15 protein-coding genes, 1 other RNA gene and 1 pseudogene are annotated in these 22,447 nt (G+C 58.1%); 12 read left to right on the plus strand and 5 right to left on the minus strand.

Translation table 11 applies throughout. The features are described from left to right. The first annotated feature begins 20 nt into the window (after positions 1-20). From AC3WTM_RS01730 to AC3WTM_RS01785, 12 genes and pseudogenes are all read left to right on the plus strand, one after another. On the plus strand, positions 21-845 hold the full coding sequence (locus AC3WTM_RS01730; RefSeq protein ID WP_057716491.1) for a (Fe-S)-binding protein: 825 nt from the start codon (positions 21-23) through the stop codon (positions 843-845). Further along, a complete protein-coding gene (locus AC3WTM_RS01735) occupies positions 842-2,299 on the plus strand; it encodes a LutB/LldF family L-lactate oxidation iron-sulfur protein (protein ID WP_102669032.1) in 1,458 nt (485 codons plus the stop codon). Before AC3WTM_RS01730 ends, AC3WTM_RS01735 begins: the two co-directional genes overlap by 4 nt. Further along, a complete protein-coding gene (locus AC3WTM_RS01740; protein WP_102669031.1) occupies positions 2,296-2,967 on the plus strand; it encodes a LutC/YkgG family protein in 672 nt (223 codons plus the stop codon). Before AC3WTM_RS01735 ends, AC3WTM_RS01740 begins: the two co-directional genes overlap by 4 nt. Then, positions 2,964-5,774: an FAD-binding and (Fe-S)-binding domain-containing protein gene (locus tag AC3WTM_RS01745; protein WP_102669030.1), complete on the plus strand. Its 2,811-nt coding sequence runs from the start codon at positions 2,964-2,966 to the stop codon at positions 5,772-5,774. The genes AC3WTM_RS01740 and AC3WTM_RS01745 overlap by 4 nt, the downstream gene beginning before the upstream one ends. A gap of 192 nt (positions 5,775-5,966) precedes the next feature. Then, on the plus strand, positions 5,967-6,239 hold the full coding sequence (locus AC3WTM_RS01750; RefSeq protein ID WP_102669029.1) for a PA2433 domain-containing protein: 273 nt from the start codon (positions 5,967-5,969) through the stop codon (positions 6,237-6,239). A gap of 338 nt (positions 6,240-6,577) precedes the next feature. Continuing rightward, positions 6,578-6,856: a PA2433 domain-containing protein gene (locus AC3WTM_RS01755; protein WP_102669028.1), complete on the plus strand. Its 279-nt coding sequence runs from the start codon at positions 6,578-6,580 to the stop codon at positions 6,854-6,856. A 94-nt stretch (positions 6,857-6,950) separates the two neighbouring features. Then, positions 6,951-7,347, plus strand: a transfer-messenger RNA (tmRNA) gene (gene ssrA / locus AC3WTM_RS01760). A 187-nt stretch (positions 7,348-7,534) separates the two neighbouring features. Next, a pseudogene (locus tag AC3WTM_RS01765) lies at positions 7,535-8,790 on the plus strand (integrase domain-containing protein). Positions 8,791-9,734: 944 nt separating this feature from the next. Continuing rightward, complete coding sequence (locus AC3WTM_RS01770; protein WP_102669178.1) at positions 9,735-10,715, plus strand: integrase domain-containing protein; 981 nt, start codon at positions 9,735-9,737, stop codon at positions 10,713-10,715. Further along, positions 10,712-10,987: a hypothetical protein gene (locus AC3WTM_RS01775; RefSeq protein WP_102669027.1), complete on the plus strand. Its 276-nt coding sequence runs from the start codon at positions 10,712-10,714 to the stop codon at positions 10,985-10,987. Before AC3WTM_RS01770 ends, AC3WTM_RS01775 begins: the two co-directional genes overlap by 4 nt. 214 nt (positions 10,988-11,201) lie before the next feature. Beyond that, positions 11,202-11,588 carry a hypothetical protein gene (locus AC3WTM_RS01780; RefSeq protein WP_146023682.1) on the plus strand — a complete coding sequence of 129 codons (387 nt, stop codon included), beginning with the start codon at positions 11,202-11,204 and terminating at the stop codon, positions 11,586-11,588. Then, positions 11,576-12,760 carry a hypothetical protein gene (locus tag AC3WTM_RS01785; RefSeq protein WP_102669025.1) on the plus strand — a complete coding sequence of 395 codons (1,185 nt, stop codon included), beginning with the start codon at positions 11,576-11,578 and terminating at the stop codon, positions 12,758-12,760. Before AC3WTM_RS01780 ends, AC3WTM_RS01785 begins: the two co-directional genes overlap by 13 nt. Before the next feature lie 189 nt (positions 12,761-12,949). Here the strand turns inward: AC3WTM_RS01785 and AC3WTM_RS01790 are convergent, their stop codons facing one another. From AC3WTM_RS01790 to AC3WTM_RS01810, 5 genes are all read right to left on the minus strand, one after another. Next, positions 12,950-14,785, minus strand: coding sequence for a DUF262 domain-containing protein (locus AC3WTM_RS01790; protein ID WP_102669024.1), 1,836 nt, complete (start codon positions 14,783-14,785; stop codon positions 12,950-12,952). Positions 14,786-14,871: 86 nt separating this feature from the next. Continuing rightward, positions 14,872-18,054: a type I restriction endonuclease subunit R gene (locus tag AC3WTM_RS01795; protein ID WP_102669023.1), complete on the minus strand. Its 3,183-nt coding sequence runs from the start codon at positions 18,052-18,054 to the stop codon at positions 14,872-14,874. Positions 18,055-18,230: 176 nt separating this feature from the next. Then, positions 18,231-19,178: a GIY-YIG nuclease family protein gene (locus tag AC3WTM_RS01800; protein WP_102669022.1), complete on the minus strand. Its 948-nt coding sequence runs from the start codon at positions 19,176-19,178 to the stop codon at positions 18,231-18,233. Further along, complete coding sequence (locus AC3WTM_RS01805; RefSeq protein ID WP_102669021.1) at positions 19,175-20,449, minus strand: restriction endonuclease subunit S; 1,275 nt, start codon at positions 20,447-20,449, stop codon at positions 19,175-19,177. Before AC3WTM_RS01805 ends, AC3WTM_RS01800 begins: the two co-directional genes overlap by 4 nt. Continuing rightward, positions 20,446-22,365 (minus strand): type I restriction-modification system subunit M, encoded by a 1,920-nt coding sequence (locus AC3WTM_RS01810; protein ID WP_102669020.1) that lies wholly within the window; start codon positions 22,363-22,365, stop codon positions 20,446-20,448. Before AC3WTM_RS01810 ends, AC3WTM_RS01805 begins: the two co-directional genes overlap by 4 nt. Positions 22,366-22,447: the final 82 nt, after the last annotated feature.

Raw genomic sequence — 22,447 nt, forward strand, 5'->3', positions numbered from 1 at the left:
GACCACCCGGAGACCGCCTGATGAGCGAGCTTTTTTACAACGCCGTGCCGAATGCGACCCGTGTCGCCCCGCCACTGCCCGAGCCTCGGCAGTACCCCAGCGAGAAACCGTCACGGGTCTACCTGTTCGGGACCTGCGTGGTCGATTTGTTCTACCCGGAAGCCGGGATGGATGCGATTCACCTGCTGGAGCGCGAAGGCATTCGTGTCGAATACCCGCAAGGGCAAAGCTGCTGCGGCCAACCGGCGTACACCTCGGGTTACACCGAACAGGCTCGGACCGTGGCGCGCTCGCAACTGGCGCTGTTTGCCGGCGACTATCCGGTGGTGGTGCCGTCAGGCTCTTGCGCGGGCATGCTGCGCGAACATTACGCCGACTTGTTCAAGGACGAGCCGGACACATTGAAACAGGTCCAGGCCCTGGCGGCCAGAACCTACGAGCTGGCCGAGTTCCTGTTGTTTGTCTGCAAGGTGCAGCTCAAGGATGGCGGCGAGCCGGTAAAAGTGGCGCTGCACACCTCGTGCTCGGCACGCCGCGAAATGAACACCCACCTGCACGGCCGCGAGTTGTTGGCGCAACTGAGCAATGTGGAGCGGGTCAATCACGATCACGAAAGTGAGTGCTGTGGCTTTGGTGGGACATTCAGCGTCCGAATGCCAGACATTTCCGGCGCGATGGTGGCTGACAAGACCCGGGCGCTGAAAGAATCCGGCGCGCATAAGGTGTTGAGTGCCGACTGCGGCTGTTTGATGAACATCAACGGCTCGCTGGAAAAACAGCAGGAAGCGTTGCGCGGTCAGCATCTGGCCAGCTTCCTCTGGCAGCGAACCGGAGGTGTGAAATGAGCACCTCGACGATTATTCCTACGGTTGCCGTAGAAGAAGATTTCCGCACCCGCGCCCACAACGCACTGGGTGACCCGCAATTGCGAAGCAACTTTCGCAAGGCGATGGATTCACTGATGACCAAACGGGCAACCGCTTTCAGCGATGCCCATGAAAGAGAACACTTGCGCGCGCTGGGCAATGCAATCCGTGCCCGCGCGCTCTCCAAGTTGCCCGACCTGCTCGAGCAACTGGAACAGAACCTGACCCGCAACGGTGTGACAGTGCACTGGGCGGAAACGGTGGACGAGGCCAATGGCATCGTCCTCTCGATCATCCGCGCTCACGAGGGGCGGCAAGTGATCAAGGGCAAATCGATGGTCAGCGAAGAGATGGAGATGAACCATGTCCTCGCTGAACAGGGCATTGAATGCCTGGAATCGGACATGGGCGAGTACATCGTCCAGCTCGACCACGAGAAGCCTTCACACATAATCATGCCGGCAATCCACAAGAACGCCGGTCAGGTCGCGTCCTTGTTCCACGACAAACTTGGCGTGGAATACACCAAGGACGTAGACCAACTCATTCAGATCGGTCGCAGAGTCCTGCGGCAGAAATTCTTCGAAGCGGACATCGGCGTCTCCGGTGTCAACTTCGCCGTGGCCGAAACCGGCACCCTGCTGCTGGTGGAAAACGAAGGCAACGGTCGCATGACCACCACGGTGCCACCCGTGCACATCGCCGTCACCGGCATCGAAAAAGTCGTGGAAAACCTGCGTGATGTGGTGCCGTTGCTGTCGCTGCTGACCCGTTCAGCCTTGGGCATTCCGATCACCACCTACGTCAACATGATCTCCGGTCCACGCAAGGAACATGAACTCGACGGCCCACAGGAAGTGCACCTCGTACTGCTCGATAACGGCCGCAGCCAGGCCTTTGCCGACAGCGAATTGCGCCAGACCCTGAACTGCATTCGCTGCGGCGCCTGTATGAATCATTGCCCGGTGTACACCCGAATCGGCGGTCATGCCTATGGGGAGGTTTACCCCGGGCCTATCGGAAAAATCATCACCCCGCACATGGTCGGCCTGGCGAAAGTCCCGGATCACCCGAGCGCCTCGTCGCTGTGCGGCGCCTGCGGTGAAGTCTGCCCGGTGAAAATCCCGATCCCTGCTTTGCTGCGGCGCCTGCGGGAAGAAAACGTCAAGGCCCCGGACAGCCCCCATCAAGTGATGCGTGGCCAGGGCAGCAAATATTCGCGCAAGGAGCGATTCATCTGGAACGCCTGGGCGAAGCTCAACAGCTCGCCGACGCTGTATCGCCTGTTCGGTTTCTTCGCTACCCGCTTGCGCGCCCTCACGCCTAACAATGTCGGCCCGTGGACGCAAAACCACAGCGCACCGAAACCCGCTGCCCGCTCGCTGCATGACATGGCCCGCGAACATTTGGCCAAACAGGGAGACCGCCGATGAGCGCCAAGCAAAATATTCTCGCCAAACTGCGTAAAAGCCTGACAGGCACCACGCCAGTGGCCGACAACTTCGATGTCGACCTGGTGACCCAGCCTTACACCTACGCACCTGAGCAACGCATTGCGCAACTGCGCAAATTGATGGAAGCGGTGCACACGGAAATTCATCTGACGTCCGGCCAAGAGTGGCCGACGCTACTCGCGCAGTTGCTGCAGGACCGCCAGTTGCCAAGCCTGCTGATCGCACCGACAACGCCCCACGGTCAACGGATCACGCAGCACTGGGCGAATAATCCCGGCCTGCCAATGCTGAAAGCCTACGACCGCCCGGTTGAAGAATGGAAAGCCGAGCTGTTCAACGACACCCCGGCGAGCATCACTGGAACCCTCGGCGCCATCGCTGCCACGGGCAGCCTTATTCTCTGGCCGACCCGGGAAGAACCGCGCCTGATGAGCCTGGCGCCACCGGTGCATTTCGCCCTACTCAAGGCCAGTGAAATCCGCGACAACTTCTATCAGGTGCAACAGGAATTCGAATGGGCCCAGGGCATGCCGACCAACGCGTTGCTGGTGTCCGGCCCGTCGAAGACCGCCGACATCGAGCAAGTGCTGGCGTACGGCGCACACGGTCCGAAAGACCTGGTGGTACTGATCCTGGAGGACCAATGAGTCTACCGGCCGCTTTCCTGCGTGATGCACAGCAACTGATTCCCCAGGAGCGACGTTTCGACGACCCGCTGTCGACCCTGGCCTTCGGCACCGACGCCAGCTTCTATCGTTTGATTCCGCAACTGGTGATCCGCGTCGAGTCCGAAGACGAAGTGGTGGCACTGCTGAAACTGGCGCAACGGGATCAGGTGCCGGTGACTTTCCGCGCCGCTGGTACCAGTCTGTCCGGACAAGCCATCAGCGACTCGGTGCTGATCGTGCTGGGGGATAACTGGAACGGTCGCGAGATCCGCGGCCAAGGCACGCAAATCCGCCTGCAGCCGGGGGTGATCGGCGCCCAGGCCAACGCCTGGCTGGCACCGTTCGGACGCAAGATCGGTCCGGACCCGGCCTCGATCAATGCCTGTAAGATCGGCGGGATCGTCGCCAACAATGCCAGCGGCATGTGCTGCGGCACCGCGCAAAACACCTATCACACCCTGGCCGGGATTCGTCTGGTGCTGGCCGATGGCAGTCGTCTCGACACCGAGGATGCCGCCAGTATCACGGCGTTTCGCCAAAGCCACGCCGAGCTGCTGGAGCGTTTGGCGATCCTGGGCCGCGAGACCCGGGCAAACGCCGAGCTGGCTGCGAAAATTCGCCACAAATACCGCCTGAAAAATACCACCGGCCTGTCGCTCAATGCCCTGGTGGATTTCGACGAGCCTGTGGATATCTTGAGCCACTTGCTGGTGGGCTCCGAGGGCACGCTCGGGTTCATCAGTGCCGTGACCTACGACACGGTGATCGACCATCCGAATAAAGCCTCGGCCCTGATTGTGTTCCCGGATGTCGAGACCTGCTGCAATGCGGTCACCGTGTTGAAAATCCAACCGGTGTCGGCCGTGGAACTGCTGGACCGGCGCAGCCTGCGCTCGGTACAGAACAAACCCGGCATGCCCGCTTTCGTACAGCACCTGTCGAACAATGCCTGTGCACTATTGATCGAATCCCGCGCCGCGTCGTCCACTTTGCTGCACGAGCAACTGGCGCAGATCATGGCGTCGCTGAAGGCGTTCCCGGTGGAAAAGCAGGTCGACTTCACAGAAGACCCACAGGAAAACGCCCGTCTCTGGGCCATCCGCAAGGACACCTTCCCCGCCGTTGGCGCCGTGCGCAAGACCGGCACCACGGTGATCATCGAAGACGTCACCTTCCCGGTCGAACAACTGGCCATTGGCGTCAACCGCCTGATCGAGCTGTTCGACAAACATCACTACGACGAAGCGATCCTTTTCGGACACGCCCTGGAAGGCAATCTGCACTTCGTCTTCACCCAAGGCTTCAACAGCCCGGAAGAAATCGCACGCTATCAGGCGTTCATGGACGACGTGGCGCAACTGGTGGCGGTGGAGTTCGGCGGTTCGCTGAAGGCTGAACACGGCACCGGACGCAACATGGCGCCATTCGTTGAACTGGAATGGGGCAGCGATGCCTACCAGTTGATGTGGCAGCTCAAACGACTGCTCGACCCCAATGGCATTCTCAACCCGGACGTGGTGCTCAGCGAAGATCCACAGATCCACCTCAAGCACCTCAAGCCCTTGCCCGCCGCTGACGAGATTGTGGACAAGTGCATCGAGTGCGGCTTCTGCGAACCGGTCTGCCCGTCAAAAGGCCTGACCCTGAGCCCGCGTCAGCGCATCGTGATCTGGCGCGACATTCAGGCGAAGAAACGCGCGGGCATCGATACGTCTGAACTCGAAGCCGCCTTCGACTATCAAGGCATCGATACCTGCGCCGCCACCGGCCTGTGCGCACAACGTTGCCCTGTAGGCATCAATACCGGCGAGCTGGTGAAAAAGCTGCGCAGCCGGAAGGCGACGCATACGAAAACCGCTAACTGGCTTGAAGGACATTTCGCCACGGCACTGCAAGGTGCACGCTTCACCCTGCACGTGGCCAATGGTGCGCGGATGTTCCTGGGGGCACCGAGATTGGCGAAGTTGTCGGCGACGTTGACGCGCCTATCCAAGGGTCAGGTCCCGCAATGGACCAACGCCATGCCTCAGCCTGAACGGCCGATTCGCTTCAGCCCGACGGTGACGGACGCGCGCCCGCGCGTGGTCTATCTGGCGGCCTGCGTATCCCGCGCCATGGGCCCGGCAGCGGGCGATACGGAGCAAATGTCGCTGCACGACAAGACCCGAGGCCTGCTGGAAAAGGCCGGCTACCAGGTGGTGTTCCCGGACAACCTCGACAACCTGTGCTGTGGTCAGCCATTCGCCTCCAAAGGCTACGCCGAGCAAGCCGAGCACAAACGACAGGAACTGATCGGCGCCCTGCTCCACGCCAGCCGTGGCGGACTCGACCCGATCTACTGCGACACCAGCCCCTGCACCTTGCGCCTGGTTCAAGACCTCGGGGAAGTCCGCCTGGACCTGTACGACCCGGTGCGCTTCATCCGCACACACCTGATGGATCGCCTGGACTTCACGCCTCAGGAGGCGCCGATCGCCGTGCACGTAACCTGCAGCACCCAACACCTCGGGGAAAGCCAGGCGTTGATCGACCTTGCGCGCAAGTGCAGCAAAAACGTGGTCATTCCCGAAGGTATTCACTGCTGCGGCTTCGCCGGCGACAAGGGCTTCACCACGCCGGAGCTGAACGCCCATTCGCTGCGCACGCTCAAGGATGCGGTGCAGCAGTGCAGCGAGGGGATTTCCACCAGTCGTACCTGCGAGATTGGCCTGACACAACACGGCGGAATCGACTATCACGGACTAGTCTATCTGGTGGACCGCGTTACCCAGGCCAGGGTGACCTGATGACGAAGCCTCAAGAAAGGCGCATTCAGGCGCCTGTCTAGTCGTTTCTTGTGGGCATCAACACAGAAAAACAGAACCCTGACATATCGCCGCAGTCCACTGATCAAGTCCCGCCAATGCGGGACTTTCCCAATACTCGGCAGCCCGTCCTGATGGCCAGCAATGCCTGGCCATCAGTTCAAGGAGAAACACATGAAACGTTCTGTGCTGTTAGGTCTGTTCATTACTGCTTCCATGCTGGCTTCCACTTCATTTGCCGCTGAAGACCTTTGCGCGGTCAACCTGAAAACCATCGAAAACGGCAAGGCACAGATTCCTCCGGAAATGACTGACCAGGTAAAGGCTTCCGTCGAGCAAGCCAAAGCGAACCAGGCAAAAGGCACCAAGGAAGGCATTGATGATTGCATTGCCGAGACCAACGACATTATCAAGGCCGTCACAGACTCGAAAAAAGGCGGGAAGTAACTCGGTTCGTTCACGGCCAACCCTCTGGTTGGCCTTCCGGGCCGCGTTCGCGTACATCAACAACGGAGTACTGGCAGCAGGGAGCTCAAAGCCCGGTCACGCCCGATACGAAGCAAACCAAAACCCGCCAGTTGCGGGTTTTGTTGCATCTGGGGTGCGGATACGTGTAACCGCCCACATCGCTGCAAAAGCTCGACACATTTTCTGAGAAAACCGAATTCTTGCGTTGAATCGTAGTCTTTGAGGTAGGCCATATCAGATCGTGGCTGATTTTTCAGGCTGGGCTCGACCGTCCGCTCATACGACAGCACCGAGACCATCAGCTCAAGGAGATACCCATGAAACGCACCACACTCGCCGGCCTGTTCATTGCTGCTGCCTTGCTGGCCTCTCCTGTATTTGCTGCGGACAACAACCTCTGTACGAGCAAGCTGCAAGAGCTCAAAGGCAAAGTGAATGCGCTGCCGGCGAACTCCGCAAACACCACGATGGAGATCAAAAGACTGATGTCCAGCGCCGAAGCCTCACAAGCCTCCGGAGACGACAAAAAATGCGTCACCGAGGCCACCCAGGCAATGGCGCTCGCTGACAGACAGAGCACCCAGCCAACCCCATGATCTGTAGTGGCCAACCTTCGGGTTGGCCTTCCGGGGCGTGATGACGTACACTGTATATGCCTGCTGCTCACTTGATTCACAGAGCATCAGGCTCGGGGCCGTTTAGGATTCGACGCCGGTTGCGAAACTTTAGGTGCATGCCGAGTTGGTAACAGAACTCGTAAATCCACTGTTGCAACTACTTATAGTTGCCAATGACGATAACTACGGCCAGGAATTCGCTCTCGCTGCGTAAGCAGCCTTAGCCCTGAGCTTCTGGTACCTTCGGGTCCAGCAATCACCAGGGGATGTCTGTAAACCCAAAGTGATTGTCATATAGAACAGAATCGCCGTGCAGTACGTTGTGGACGAAGCGGCTAAAACTTACACAACTCGCCCAAAGCACCCTGCCCGTCGGGTCGCTGAGGGTTAACTTAATAGACACGGCTACGCATGTAGTACCGACAGCGGAGTACTGGCGGACGGGGGTTCAAATCCCCCCGGCTCCACCAAATGATCAATCAAAGACGTCCACGGACGTCTTTTTTTGTGCCTGCGATCCAGTAAATACGCGGCCTCCAGCGATTTTGCGGTCTTTTGAGAGTTTTTGAGTTCCAGCCGTTCGGGTATTCCAGACGGTATTCCAGCTCACCCGATGCTAATCTTTGGAATACCGAATCAGTGCCTGAGGACAATCTCATGCCTGCTCAAAACCTCCGCCTCTCCGATCGACAGCTCAAGGGAGTCAAACCCGCGTCCAAGGATTACGTCCTCACGGACGGTGACGGTTTGCAGCTCCGCGTACGCAGCAACGGCTCGTTGCTATGGAATTTCAACTACCGCGAACCGGTGACCAAGAAGCGCATCAACATCGGATTCGGGACCTACCCCGAACTGTCATTGGCGAATGCACGAAAGATGGCAGTCGATGCACGTGAGCTACTCGCGCAGGGCATTGATCCGAAGGTGCAGCGCAATACGTTGAATGAAGCTAAACGGGCAGAAACGGAACATACCTTCGAGAACGTGGCCACCGCCTGGTTCGAGCTCAAGAAAGACTCGGTCACCCCAGCCTACGCCGAGGACATTTGGCGGTCGCTCACACTGCATGTGTTCCCCGACTTGAGAACGACACCACTCGCGAAAATCACCGCGCCGATGGTGATTGGATTACTTCGTCCTATCGAAGCGAAAGGCAGCCTGGAGACGGTCAAGCGTCTTAGCCAGCGGCTAAACGAGATCATGACCTACGGCGTCAACTCAGGCCTGATCTTCGCCAACCCACTCAGCGGCATCAGGGCGGTATTCAAGAAGCCCAAGAAAGAGAACATGGCTGCGCTTCCGCCCGAAGAACTCCCCGAGCTCATGCTGGAAATCGCCAATGCCAGCATCAAACGCACGACCCGTTGCCTGATCGAATGGCAGCTGCACACGATGACTCGCCCCGCCGAGGCGGCAACTACTCGCTGGGCAGACATCGACTTTGAAAGGCGTGTCTGGACCATCCCTCCGGAACGAATGAGAAGCGCCGCCCACACAGCATCCCGTTGAGTGATCACGCCGTCGCCCTGCTGGAGTCACTGAAGACTCACAGCGGTCATCGCGAGTACGTCTTCCCGGCCGATAGAAATCCACGCACCCACGCCAATAGCCAGACCGCCAACATGGCGTTGAAACGTATGGGCTTCCAAGATCGGTTGGTCAGCCACGGCATGCGTTCAATGGCCAGCACCATCTTGAATGAACATGGGTGGGACCCGGAACTCATTGAGGTCGCACTGGCGCACGTCGACAAGGATGAGGTGCGCAGCGCCTACAACCGAGCCGACTACATTGAGCGACGGCGCCCGATGATGGCCTGGTGGAGTGACTACATCCAGAAAGCCGCCACCGGCAGCCTGCTCGCCTCTGCATACGGCCAAGTCAAAGACAAGAACGTGGTGCCGATCCGCTAGCGCTGTACAGGCGCAATAACGGCGGCGACAGCAACTGATCGCTTAAGATTCAAGGCAAGCAGCCTCGTTTATCCGCTTGTCAGCGCGGGTCCATCCAAACAGGGCTGCAAAGCCGCCCTGTTTGGATGGACCTCACTTTGAAGAGCTAAAAGCCACGACGTTGTCCGGGATTTACCACGGAATTCCACCGATGGATAACCGCTTTTCACGCCCCCAAGAGCGCTGAATTTCGGCCCTTGACCGGGTTTATCCACAGGCGTAGAACTGGCCGTGCAAGCGCTGTCGATGACAGCACCCCAGGTGACCCGAACCTTAAAGGTCACGCCGCTCCCGCGGTGGTTCTCCCCAAGGGCGATTCGCATCCGGCAGCTCGCCCGGTCACCTCCCCGGTGATGGATGCTCTTACACATACGGCCCTCGTGCGCCAGACACACCGTACCTCGCTGCCCTGCAGCAACCTATCCGCTTGGCCGAATCTTGCGCCAACCTGTGCCCGTCTCTTTCTCTGGAAAGAGACGGGCACTTCAAACACTGCTGCAGCCCTGATCGCATATGGCTTTGCGGCAATCCCCCTCGTGACAATCGGCGTGACAAACGCTGATGTCACCAGCAACAGCCATGTAGATGATGGTGCCGCAGACCAAGGAATGGACTGCACCTGACTGACAGTCAGGCATGCCCCGGTCATCGCACTGCTGCTTGCACCTGGCTCAGGATCTTCAGGCACTGGTCTCGTCAGCCAATGCTGCCTCCACCCGCCCACCGGTAACGGTGTTCAGGAGGCCAGATCATGAGATGCCCTTGCTCTTGGTCGTAAGGAGCCGCCAGTCCCGCGTTAGAGGACATCCCACAGGTCGCAGGGGCCTTGATCCCTGATAACACTCAGCATTCTTGGCGGGATGACGTGGGGGGAGGACGGGAGAACGAAAAGTGAGGTGACCGACATGGCATTAGTGGGTAGGCGCGATGGTCGTAACTTCGGTTACGGAAGACAATTGAGTTACGCAGGGCCGCAGGCACTGAAAGACATGTTCGGCGGCGGTCACTACGGCACGGTCAAGGCGCACAGTGATCGGTGGCAGGCATTCGTGAAGTGGTGCCGCTCCGAACAGGGTCCCGGTATCAATGATGCGCGGCAGATTGATCGGAAGGTGTTGGCCGACTATGCGGCGTATATGCGCGATATGGTTGGGCGCGGTGACCTCGCCGTCAGTACCGCACAAAACCGGCTATCCAGCGTTAACCGGACCATGGCGGCGCTTCGCGGTGATCAGCATGTGAAACTGCCAAGCCCGAGCAAGGCATTGGGTATGCAGCGCAGCGGGGTTCGTCCTTCGGTGCCGCAGGGCCAAGACCGCGAACAGGTTAAGCAGATCGTCAATGCGCTTTGCAGCCAACATAAGCTACGGGCCGCCGCGATTGTTCTGTTGGCGCGAGCCACCGGCATGCGCTTGCGTGAGGCCATCTTGGCTGACCTACCACGGCTATGCCGTGAGGCTAACGACCTAGGCAGGATTAACATTCAGGATGGCACCAAGGGCGGCCGCGCCGGCGCCTCGGCGCCACGTTGGATAGCAGTGGACGACCATATTCGTAGCGCACTTGGATTCGCATGGCAGGCGTCACCTGCAGGTAGCCGCAACCTGATTGCGCCACACGAAAGCTACCTGAATGTTTTGCAGAAAATCGTCCGCCCTGCGCGGGACATCCTGCATACACACTACCTCAAGGGCTTCCATGAGCTACGAGCGGCGTATGCATGTGAGCGTTATGAGCAAATCACCCAACACCGAGCGCCTATCAACGGCGGCCACTGTTGCCAGTTAAATAGGAGCCTTGACCGTGAGGCCCGGAGGCAAATCAGCTATGAATTGGGGCACGGTCGGATCGACGTGGTCGCTGCCTACATTGGGGGGCGTGCATGAGCAAGCCGTTCGATATGGACCTGTTCTTGGCTGGTGTGCTTACTGGGTCGCGCGCGACACGGCAGCGCCATTTGCGTCAGGCGAAGATTATCCAAGCCGAAATCACTGAACGCTGGCAGCGAGAGACGCCTTGGGCATGGCAGAGAAAGCATGTGGCTTGGTTTCTCGAACATCGTCTAGGGCGGAGTAGTGAGGCGACGCGGTATTACTATTTACTGACCGTGCGGCTGCTCGCTCGTCGTTTACAAAAAAAATGGGTTTTCAATCTCTGAGTGAGACCGGCTGCTATCGACCGATTCTGTTGAAAAATCGGACGCCTCGGTCATCCCGCCTAGCCACACCGCATGGCAAGTCGTTTCAAAGCACAATCTGCCAGCCCGAACAACAGCATTTTCAGCGATCTGCCAGCCTGCAGATAGTCCTTGACGTCTCACTGCCACGAAGGCATTTTGCCATTTCCCGGAGCGCCATTTTTCAGGAGAAAGAGTGAACTACACCCCAAATCCTCAGCATCGTAACAGCTCGTTCTCTGCCCAGAAGTCGCAATGGACGATCACAATTCCTGAAGAGATCGAGTGTTTTACGATGGCAACCGGCGCTGCCTGGTTTGGCAAGGATTGCTATTGGGGATTCTATCCGGGGCAATCTAACCTTCGACCGGTCGGTATGGCCCCTCCTCCGCACAGCTGTCCGGTGCACTTTGCCAAGTTCGTTGGCGATACCCTGCAAAACTGGCATGGCTACCCTATAGCTCATTGGGTCGCTCCGTATGACAAGCCGCCTGAAGTGGTACTCAAAGGTTGGCAAACCAACGGCATCATTTCCAAACCCCAGTTCGCCAGGATCCTGCGAGGCAAAAAATGCGCTCTGTGAAGCTTCGGATTCCTGGTAGCTACTGGGATTCGCAAATCTATTCGGGTGAGCTGATTATTTTTGGCGACGACGGGTCTATTCAGCGCGTCGACTGGTCGGGATTCGTTGACCGAGTCGCGACCAAACATCCGCATGTACAGACTGCTCTGCGCGTTGCATTTTCTGACAGCGATCTGTTTTACAACCCAAAGGTCAGGAAGATCCTGCGGGACCCTCAGATCGAGTCGCCCATCAAGGGGCAATTGAACCAGCTTGCCGACCTTCAATTGGAAACTGAAACGAGTGACCTATCGGGGCATTGGCAACACCACGACAGCCCGTTCGACTTTTTGCCTACCGACACCGAGATCTACCACAACGAAATTTACGCTGGCGGTGAAGATGGGCTGTTCTCATTTCCTCGAAGCGCGAGTCTGAGCAAGGTCAAAAGCCGACTGGACAAGCATCATGATGCCTCAGTGTTTCAGGTAAAAGCCTCTGATCGATTCAGCGCCATCGCCACGGCAACAGGCAAGGACGGTTTATTTGACTTTTTACTCGCACGCAATCCTGATGAGCGTAAGCGGATAGGCTCTCCGCGCCAGGTCGCAACCCGCCCTTGCAATGCCTGTGACTGGGCGTTCCAGAGCATCATGGGTTGGAGTTCGCAACTCGCGTTCCTCGCCAGCTTTCGAGAATACAAGGATTCGGAATCGAAAAAGAAAAAGCGGGTTTTCAACAAGATCATCGACCCGTCAGAGATTTTCGGTAGCAACCCTGGAAGTGCGAACGACATCGTGTGGGGCAGCCGCGAGAAAATGTACCGTTTCTCCGCTGGCCGTATTACTGTGGCCAATTATGAATCTGTAGGCAAGGCTGAGGATCCGGTCGAAAAATTCGAGCAGGTCGGCCACGTCGGCTTCAATCCTGAATCCGAGATCATTGCCACAGGCACAGCGCCATTCGGCACCGTACTTGAAATGGAAGACAGGATCATGGTGCTTCGTAGCGATGGGTTTTCGGAAGTCTTCAATGGCACACCCATTCATTGGCGAGTGTTTCCTCGATCCGAGCATTACAGCAATCAACTGCACATCGTCTACGAAGACGCCCTCGAAATCATCTCGTTTACCCATGACTACTTTGTAGATCAGGGCAAGAAAATGTTCGGCTTCGCCAAAGCCACTGAGTAATCCCCTTTAAGCCGCGGGCAACGGGCGCAGCCTTCAGGATCAGAGACTGGCCATTTCAAGGTCATGACGTGCTCACCAAGAGGCAGCTCGATGGTTACGGCATCGTCAGCTGGGTGCTCGGCGGTCGCTCTTAACGGTACGAAAGCAGGCAACTCTGTCGCCGGTTGCTCTCGTAAGGGGCCGAAAGATCTAAAAGTCAATCGGCGTCGTCTTCCAAACGTCCTGCGCCAGAGAGATCAGCATTGCATGCCGTTTTTCGATGGCCGCAGAATTCCACTCGGAGAAAGCCTCCAACTTGGCATTGATACGCGAGATGGAGGTGTTATGCCCGACGTCGGTCAACGTAACCAGGCTACGGGTTAGGTAATTGCCGCTCTTGCTGTATTCGACCTGCTTGTCCGTGTAGAAATCATTGCCCGCGACGATATTGATCGGCTTCTCAAGCAGGGTCAGGTTGCCCAACCGGTTCTTGTAGTCGTCGTAGGCCATCCCCGGACTCTCGGTGGCCCACTTAGCGCGCAGATCATCCTTTGGCCTGCTGGGCAGGATGTGCTCGATTTCCAAATTAGTGAAGGGCGCTAGGCTGCCCGGCACCTTCAGTCCACTGAAGGCCATCTCGACGTGCTGCGTCAGCCGCGCCAGCAAGTAACGAGTCCGGTACTGCTGCATCGAGTAAAAGTTGAAGCGTTTGAGAGCATCCGCCAATTCCTGGGATTTACCTACCATATTGGTCTCGAAACGCTCGGCGATGAAGACATTGAGCTGAGCCTTCTGCTTTGCCGCATCAGCTGTACCCGCAATCGCGCGCAGTTCGTCGGCCCAATGAGAGAAGCTGCGCTCCAGATCCTTGGTAGGAGTCTTAGTGAAGATGTAGTAAAAAAGGAAGCTCTCCAGTTGCGCAACAAAATGGTCAAACAACGACTTGGGAAAGCTTGCCGCCGCCAGCAGCAAAACGTAATGCAAGCTGAACGCACCGCCGGTTAGCCGCTTGAGACTGTCCATGGCCAGGCTGGGCTTGCTGTCATTTCCCTGCCCGTTGGCAAAGGCTAGGTAGTGCTCGACATTGCGGATAACCTTACGGACAAACTCGAAGGGCTTATTCGCGTAATCACACAAGGCTGCGTTGTCCTTAGCCACAAACCAGTCGTAGATCTCATCTTCCCGCACCACCGCGTCGCCGCGCTCGTTCTTGATGACGTAGTTAGCCATCAGGAAATAGCGCAGGAAACGCAGCGGCTTCTCCTTGCCCTTCTCCAACGGTTTGGTGATCTTTTTCCACTCGTCCTTGAGCTGGGTGAACTGTGCTTGCTTGACCTGTGTGAACAACAGGTTCTTGAGCAAGTCCATCGGGTTCAGCCCCACGCCTCGCTCGTTGATGGTCTCGAAAATCTTTAGGGCGCTGCTGACGTCCGTGGAGATCTGAATAAACACCACATTGTTGGCCAGATAGCCCCAATATTTCTTCAGCTTGGCGGCATCGTCGTAGTTATCCTTCAGATAGCGGTACAGCGTGCTATAGGCATTGATCAGATTCTCAAGCGAGCCGAAGCTTGCAATACCCGCAGCCTGGATGCCCGCGCGCACAGCCTGTGGGTCGGCATCCAACTCCACCAGCGTGGCCATGACTTCGCCTGCGTTCTCATAACGCGGCTCCAATTTCAGGTTGGTGCGAACCTCGCCATCGCTGTCCACATAACTGGTCGAGATCAACCCAGAGATCATTTGCCGGTGCGGCTCCCCCTGGAACAGATGCTTGAGCGCACACAGCAGCAAGAAGAACGTCGTCAGCCGCTGCTGGCCGTCGATGACCTCATAATGGTTCTTCTGATCAGTCGGTGACACCAGAACGGTACCGATGAAGTATTCCCGAGTGGTCCCTGCATCGATCTGCTCACCGATGTCCTCTAGCAGTTGATGCACTTCCTTGTCCGTCCAGACGTACTCGCGCTGATAGTCCGGAACGATGTAGAAGCACTCTCTAAAGGCCTCTTCGATGCTGTATTTGTGGTTTTCGATGCGAGCCATGTTTGTTCCTGTCTCGTTCTTTGTCGTGATAGGGCTTCAGCCGAGGTGGCGATTCAACACTTGGCAATTGGAAAAATCAGCATCGCTCATTCCCGTGTAGCCCCAAGCAAATCTGCTCCCGAATCTTTCTTCAGCAGCTCGTACACCACCGTCAGGAACACCTCACGCGTTGACTCGTCGCTGAGTAGCTTGGTCGCCATACTAGTGTGGCTGCTCATGGCGGCAGCGATGGCAGAGATGGCTTTTGAAGGCAGGTCCGCCTTCATGGTCTGTTCCATCGTGTTGTTCTGCACTTGGGCCATCACCACGCTGTCAGCGCGCAGCTTCTCGGAAACGTGCACCGCGAAGGCCACCTGGTCAGTGTCGGTAATGTCCTTGCCGAAGGAGTTGTTGAGCTTCTCAATCAGCTCGGCGAGGTATTTTTTCTCGCGGTCTCGGGCGTCGCGCAGGCCGTTATCGGTCATACCATAAAGGCCAGGTGTTTCACCCAGCACGGCGACGCCACTGAGGTTGCTGCCCTTCTTGATCTTGTAGTGGCTGAGTTTGAGGTCACCCAGGTCCACCTGCTCGGCGGTGATGCCCTTAAGCCGCTTACGCAGCAGGCGCGCATAGCTGGCGAAGGCCTCCAGGCTCGGGTCGCCGAAGTCGATCAACTGGGCGATATACTCGTAGCTGCGCACGAACTTGGTCAGGCTCTCGCTGAAGATCATCAGCTCGTCGCGTGCCTTGCAATACTCCGAACGCTGTACATCGGCGTACTCCATGTCCTTGTCGCTGCCCTCGTCATGGGCCTTCTCCCAGGCTTTTTCCCACTGGTCGATAGCATCGTTGAGCGTCTTCAACTTTCCGTTGAAGCGGTCGGTGGCTGACTGTGTAAGCGAGAACAGCTTCTGGTGCGTTACCTTTGGATCGACGATCGCATCACCAAAAGCCTCCACCTCAGCCTGCTCATAGATGAACATGCCATCCAAGCGCTGCTTGATATCGTAGACGATGTTCGGATCCTGGATGTCCGCTACCTGGGCATCACGATAGAAGGTCTTGAACGACGCCAGTATCTCGTCGGCCTTGTTAGCGAAGTCGATGACGAACGTCTTGTCCTTCCCGGGGAAGGTACGGTTCAGGCGTGAGAGGGTCTGCACTGCTTCCACACCGGATATTTTTTTGTCCAGGTACATGGCCACCAGCTTGGGCTGGTCGAAGCCGGTCTGGTACTTGTTGGCGACGATCATCACCCGGTAGTCCCGAGTGTCGAACACCTTGCGCATATCGCGGCCATGCAGGCCGGGGTTCAGGTTGGTTTCACTGAACTGGTGATCCTTGGGTAAGCTGGGCTCTTCCACATCCGTATTAGGCACCTCACCTGAGAAGGCCACCATCGCCAGCACGTTGTCGTAGCCCTTGCGCTTGCAGTAGTCCTCCAGTGCCAGGTGGTACTTCACAGCTGCAGCACGCGAGCTGGTCACCACCATGGCCTTGGCCTGGCCACCGAGCAGGTGCGCGACGTTCTTGCGGAAGTGCTCGACGATCAGCTCGACCTTCTGTCCCACGTTCACCGGGTTGAGCGACAGCCACTTGGCCAGTTTGCGCCCGGCGCTCTTCTCGTCCACCCGCTTGTCATCGACCATCTCGCTGCCGATTTTGAACGCCACCTCGTAGCTGGTGTAGTTCTTCAGCACATCAAGGATGAAGCCTTCGTCGATGGCCTGCTGCATGGTGTAGGGATGGAACGGTGCGGGCGGGTTATCGGTGCTAACCGGCTGCGCCGGATTACGCGGACGGCCGAACAGGCTCAGCGTCGAATGTTTAGGCGTGGCGGTGAAGGCGAAGTAGCTAGCATTACCTGGGCGCGAGCGCGAGCTCTGCCACACGGACAACCGCTCCGCTTTGGAGAGTTTTTCCCACTCCACCTCGCTCTGCCCTGTCAGTACATAACGCAGATCATCCGCCGTGCTGCCCCCGGTGGAGCTGTGCGCCTCGTCGATAATGATGGCGAAACGGCGATCGCGCAGACTCTGCTCGCCGAGGATGGCCTTCTGCGCATAGGGAAACGTCTGTAGGGTACAGACGATTATCGGCACACCATCAAGCATAGCCTTGGCCAACTGCTGGCTCTTGGGCAGATTCGACTGCTGGCGATCGATAGCGCACACCACGCCGGCCTGGTGCTCGATCTGCTGGATGGCATCCTGCAACTGCTGGTCAAGCACCTGGCGGTCCGTCACCACGATCACACTGTGGAAGTACGGCTCACCGTCCGGACGGCGCACACGAATCAGCGAATGCGCGGTCCAGGCGATGGTATTGGTCTTGCCCGAGCCGGCGCTGTGCTGGATCAGATACGGTTGCCCTGCCCCTTCTACCCGCACCGCGTCGATCATCCTGGTCACCCCTTCCCACTGATGGAAGCGCGGGAAGATCAGGCCCTCTTTGAAGTAGGTTTTGCCGTTGACGTCCTGGGCTTCCTTACGCTCCTGCAGCACGAAGCGGTGGAAGATGTGCAGCCAGTTGTCCTTTTGCAGCACCCGCTCCCAAAAGTAGCTCACGGGGTAGCTACCGTTGTCACCCGGTGGGTTGCCGGCGGCGCCATCGTTGCCCCGGTTGAATGGCAGGAAGAAGGTCGATTCGCCGGCCAGCTTGGTGGTCATGCGTATGTCGCTATCGCTCATGGCGAAATGCACCACCGCGCCACGCTTGAAGGTGAGCAGCGGCTCCAGGCCACCGCTCTTGCGCTCAGGGCGACGGTCTATGGAGTACTGCTGCATGGCGGCCTGGACTGACTGGGTGAAGTCGGTCTTCAACTCCACCGTGGCAACCGGAATGCCGTTGATAAAGAAGGCCAGATCGATCTCGTCGGCTTTGTCCAACGAGTAACGCAGCTGCGGCACTACACGCAGACGGTTCGCCGCATAGCGGGCAGTCACCGTGTCGTTGCGCTCATCTTCGGGCAGCGCCTGGCTCATGGCTAAGGTTCCGCCGCCGGCCACGGCAAAGCCGTAACGCAGCACATTTACGGTGCCGCCTTCGACCTTGTTCTCCAGTTGCCTGACCAGTCGGTCCAGCACCAAATCGCGCGTGCCTACACCATTCATTGCTAGGATCTTAGCCATAGCCTGCGGATGACTGTCCTCCAGCCAACCCAGCACATCGTCAGGGACTAGCGCCCGCCCTTGGTCATAGTCTGCAGACCTACCCACCAGCCAGCCGGCAGTTTCAAGCTGCTCGACGATATGGCGTTCCAATTCACACTCGTGGTGGATATGACTCATCGTTTCGTCCTTCAACGTCGCGGCCATCCTTGGGAACGGCCCATCAAATAATGTCTATCGGGCGTATTTACTGATACAGCTAGGGCACATCCACTCACCGTCGTTGTAGATGCCGCCAGTCAAGTACGTAAGTTGGTGGCACCACCAAGATCAACCGCTGCGGCTGCTTGATCTTATTAATCGAGCGACTCGGTTTCTGGCTTCACACCAATACCGTTCAGTTGGCTGTCCTGCCAGGCGGCATAAGTTTCGCCGCTACCCTCGACCAGCCAAGCGGTTCGACCACTGGCTGCACGCCCACACACAACCGCTGCTGCGGCACTCGGGCTACTGAAGGCATACTCGTCCTTGAACACCAGGTACTCACTTCCGTCACTGACAATCACACCATCACTCACCAACTGCTGGTACAGATTCCGGTAGTTGTGATCCGCAGTTCCTACCCACTGAGCGCGAGCCCGTGCCCCCTTCAGGACGAAGAACTCACCATCGACCTCTTGCGCCAGCGCGCGCTCCTTGCTCTTTGGAAGCTGTAATATAAAACACGGCGACTGGCTAACCGGTTGCTCGACTGGTGCCATAACGAGCTTGGAGGGTTTGATCAGCTCGCGCAGGAAGTCGAAGCCCAGCACAGGTAGCACGATGCGAATCTGCTCGAGGAAAAATGCCATGTCAGCGCGGTCTGACTCAGGCAGGTTGGTGTAGCTATGCGCTGTGACATTGCCTACTACACAGCGACCGGCTTGACTGGCGATCTGGATAAGCTGGCTCTCCAGATACTTGGCATGAGCCTTGGTCAGGTTCTGGTCCTTGCTGGTAATAAGGTACACACGCTCCCAGAAATCCTTGCCACCCTGCTCTTGCGGACGGTTATGTTGCTTCAGACGCTGGGCCACATCATCAGACTCGCCGATATACACCCGGGTACGCAGGCTGTCGTCCGGGTCGGGGCCGACAAGAAAGTACACGCCGGTGCGTGCGCATTCGGGACGCTGCACCAGCTCGGCCAATTTGGAGCGTGGGCCTGTCAACACATGGCCGGTCCAGTTCATGATCTCGGCGGTGAGCAGGCCATTGGGCGTGCCATCCACCAGAAATAGACGCAGGCTGCGGCCCTGGCTCATACGGCCTCCCTCAGGTCGATCTGGCCTGTGACAGCCGCGGTGATTAGGGCAGAGCGGCGCTCTTTCAGCAGTTTGATGCTACGCTCGGTTTTTTCACGCAGATGTTCTATCCGCGTCGTAGCTGCCGAGACCCGGCTGATGATTTCAACCTGTTCATCCGCGTCGGGAACTGCGACAAGCAAGTCCAGAATGACAGACTGGGCAATATTGACCATGGATGAGCTAGCTCCAGTTGCCTCAATCTCCACAGCTCTGCGCCCATACACAGTGACTAACGCGGCAAGAAAGTCCGGCGTTACACGTTCACCGCATCCAACCCGGTAGAGCTTGTCGCACAGCATAAGGTACGGGTAGTCATGAGGAACGACAGCACAACTGCCGACTAGCTCCCGAGTGTTAGCGCGTGAGATCAAAACATCGCCTGCCCTCAGGCTGAGCTCTGGCCGTGACTCCATCTGGGTAGGTAGCGCTTTGCTTTCTTCGGGGCGGAATACGCCGCCATTCACACAACCGACCTTCACAACCCCCCATTCACCCTCTTCTGGAATACGAGCTTCGCACTCGGGACTCCACCCTTGGCCAATACTGCTTATCAGCCGTTTGAGGGGGAGCATTTTCCAATGCTCAGGCACCTCTCCCAGCCACTCAACACCGGAGTCTTTCATCCTAACGTTGGGGTCGAGGCCCTTGGTGACGGCATGTGTAATCAGCGCTTGGCGCTTTTCGCGCAGCAGTTCGATAAAGCGGGTTTTCTTTTCAATCAGCGCGTCGATGCGAGCAGTTTCGCGCCCCATATACACTGCGATGATCTGGCGCTCGCTTTCCGGCGGCACAGGCAGAAACAAATCGATAATACGCTCTACTGCCAACCCAGGCTGAGCAGACGATACTGAGTACTGACCTAGATTCATTGCTCGCAACAGTTCGCCTAGCCAGCGAACGGCAGTGGGTACATAAGGTGAAACGACTACCGCATGCTCCGAAGCCCAGAACTTGCCGTCGGCATAGTTGATGTTCCCGCATAACGCGCCCTGTCGTCCCACGAGGGCGTAGGCTCCTTCATGAGTAAAAGCAGCGCAGTATCCGCGAAGGCCGTTCCCACCATAAACAGGGTATTCACCCTCTTCTTCGATTGTCTCGCTCGTAATGAAGTCGCCGCTCTGTAACGATGCCAGCCATTTGAGCTTTCTGACATCCCAATGCTCCGGCACCATCCCCAACCACTCCACCCCGGAGTCCTTGTAGGCCGGATAAGGCTTGTAATGGCTCATGCCGTCACCTCGCCCAACAACGCGGCGATCTCGGCCTCCACGGCCTTGAGGTCGGCATCGATCTCGGCCAGCGGGCGCGGTGGCTGGTAGACGTAGAAGTAACGGTTGAAGTTGATCTCGTAGCCGACGATGCCGACCTGGCCGTCCTTAGCATCCGTCTTGCCGGTGTCGATCCAAGCATCCGGCACATGGGGCATCACTTCGCGGGCGAAGTAGTCGTCGATGCCCTGGCTCAGCGGCACGTTCTCGAACTCGCGCAGGTCGCTGTCGGCCTGCACATTGCCCTTGTCGTCCACTACCTGCTGGGCATTGGCGTCGCGCTCGCCAAAGCAGGCCAGCGCGGCTTTTAGCGCGCCCTTGCCGATTTTCCTGATGCCGGCAGCCTTGAGGAAGGCCGGCAGGTTGTCGAACTCGCCCTGCACGCAGGCAAAGGCCTCCATATGATCGGCGCCCTTGGTGTCGCGATAAGCAGCGAGCTTGTCCGGGGTGACCGAGAAGCGCAGGCGCAAAGGGAGCTCGACGGTGATGCGGCGGTAGCCGAAGTCGGTGGTGGCGAAAATCTTCGAGCTCGGGCCTTCCTCGAAGGCCTCGTGCAGCTTGGCGATCTCGGCGATCTGCTCGTCAGACAGGTACTTGCGCTTGCTGCCCAGGCTCTTGCGCATCGGCGCGTGCATGGCACTGGCGTCGACCAGCTGCACCTTGCCCTTGCGTAGCGCGTCCTTGTGGTTGGACAGCACCCAGATATAGGTGCCAATGCCGGTGTTGTAGAACAGGTCGGTGGGCAGGGCGATGATCGCCTCCAGCCAGTCGTTCTCCAGAATCCAGCGGCGGATCTCCGACTCTCCGGAGCCGGCGCCGCCGTTGAACAGTGGCGAGCCAGACAGCACGATGCCGATACGGCTGCCGCCCAGCTCAAGCGGTTTGCGCTTGGACAGCAGGTGCATGAGGAACAGCAGCGAACCATCGCCCACGCGCGGCAGGCCGGCGCCGAAGCGGCCGGCGAAGCCTTGCTGGCTGTGCTCGGCCTGCACCTGCTTCTGGACGTTCTCCCACTTCACGCCGAACGGCGGGTTGGCCAGGCAGTAGTCGAACTGCTCATGTGGCAGGTGATCGTCGGACAGGGTGTTGCCGAGTTTGATGTTACGGGTGTCATAGCCCTGGATCAGCTTGTCCGCCACGGAGATGGCGTAGGTTTCCGGGTTCAGCTCCTGAGCGTAAGGCACCAGCCGGGCATTGGGGTTCCACTCGTAAACCTGCTCGATGGCCGAAGACAGAAAGCCGCCCGTACCGGCGGCGCAGTCGTACACGGTGCGCACCACACCATCGCCGTTGAGTGCCTGATGATCCGGCGCAAATACCAGGGTGGTGGCCAGGCGCACCACATCGCGCGGGGTAAAGTACTGCCCGGCATCATCGTTGGATGACTCGGCAAACTTGCGGATCAGGTGCTCGAAGATAAGCCCCATTTCGTGGTTGCTGATCTTGTCCGGGTGCAAATCGACTGCTGCAAACTTCTGCGTAACCAGGTAGAGCAGGTTGGCTTTCTCCAGCTTCTCCAACCACCGGTCAAAGGCGAAATGCTCGAACACCTGGCGGGCGTTGGCGGAGAACTTGGCGATGTAGTCTTCCAGGTTGGCGCGGGTACTGGTGGAGCCCACGCTGTCCAGGGAAAACTGCGAGACGTTGTAGAAGGTTGCGCCGGCCGTCGTCGGCAAGATCAGGTCCATGTCCACGCCACTGGCCTTCATCGCCTCATACTGGCTGCGTACCTTGCCGCGGGTGGGTTCCAATACACATTCCAGACGACGCAGCACGGTGAACGGAAGGATGATGCGGCCGTACTCGGAGGGCTTGAAGGCTCCCAGAAGCAGATCTGCGATATTCCAGATGAAGGGGGCCAGGGTCTGCTGGTTCACGCGCACGTTCCTTACACAGAAGCAGGGAGGGCGTGCTCGCCGCATCCCTGTGAGGTATATGTGATCAATGCCACACCTTAAC

The organism is Pseudomonas sp. EU05-FHT14B02, from assembly GCF_058791055.1.

Bases quoted from the DNA above. Each gene is read 5' to 3' on its own strand.
- AC3WTM_RS01730 (WP_057716491.1), top strand. From the start codon at position 21: ATGAGCGAGCTTTTTTACAACGCCGTGCCGAATGCGACCCGTGTCGCC.
- AC3WTM_RS01775 (WP_102669027.1), top strand. From the start codon at position 10,712: ATGAGCAAGCCGTTCGATATGGACCTGTTCTTGGCTGGTGTGCTTACT.
- AC3WTM_RS01795 (WP_102669023.1), bottom strand. From the start codon at position 18,054: ATGAGTCATATCCACCACGAGTGTGAATTGGAACGCCATATCGTCGAG.
- AC3WTM_RS01785 (WP_102669025.1), top strand. From the start codon at position 11,576: ATGCGCTCTGTGAAGCTTCGGATTCCTGGTAGCTACTGGGATTCGCAA.
- AC3WTM_RS01805 (WP_102669021.1), bottom strand. From the start codon at position 20,449: ATGAGCCATTACAAGCCTTATCCGGCCTACAAGGACTCCGGGGTGGAG.
- AC3WTM_RS01800 (WP_102669022.1), bottom strand. From the start codon at position 19,178: ATGAGCCAGGGCCGCAGCCTGCGTCTATTTCTGGTGGATGGCACGCCC.
- AC3WTM_RS01740 (WP_102669031.1), top strand. From the start codon at position 2,296: ATGAGCGCCAAGCAAAATATTCTCGCCAAACTGCGTAAAAGCCTGACA.
- AC3WTM_RS01750 (WP_102669029.1), top strand. From the start codon at position 5,967: ATGAAACGTTCTGTGCTGTTAGGTCTGTTCATTACTGCTTCCATGCTG.
- AC3WTM_RS01755 (WP_102669028.1), top strand. From the start codon at position 6,578: ATGAAACGCACCACACTCGCCGGCCTGTTCATTGCTGCTGCCTTGCTG.
- AC3WTM_RS01735 (WP_102669032.1), top strand. From the start codon at position 842: ATGAGCACCTCGACGATTATTCCTACGGTTGCCGTAGAAGAAGATTTC.
- AC3WTM_RS01790 (WP_102669024.1), bottom strand. From the start codon at position 14,785: ATGGCTCGCATCGAAAACCACAAATACAGCATCGAAGAGGCCTTTAGA.
- AC3WTM_RS01770 (WP_102669178.1), top strand. From the start codon at position 9,735: ATGGCATTAGTGGGTAGGCGCGATGGTCGTAACTTCGGTTACGGAAGA.
- AC3WTM_RS01745 (WP_102669030.1), top strand. From the start codon at position 2,964: ATGAGTCTACCGGCCGCTTTCCTGCGTGATGCACAGCAACTGATTCCC.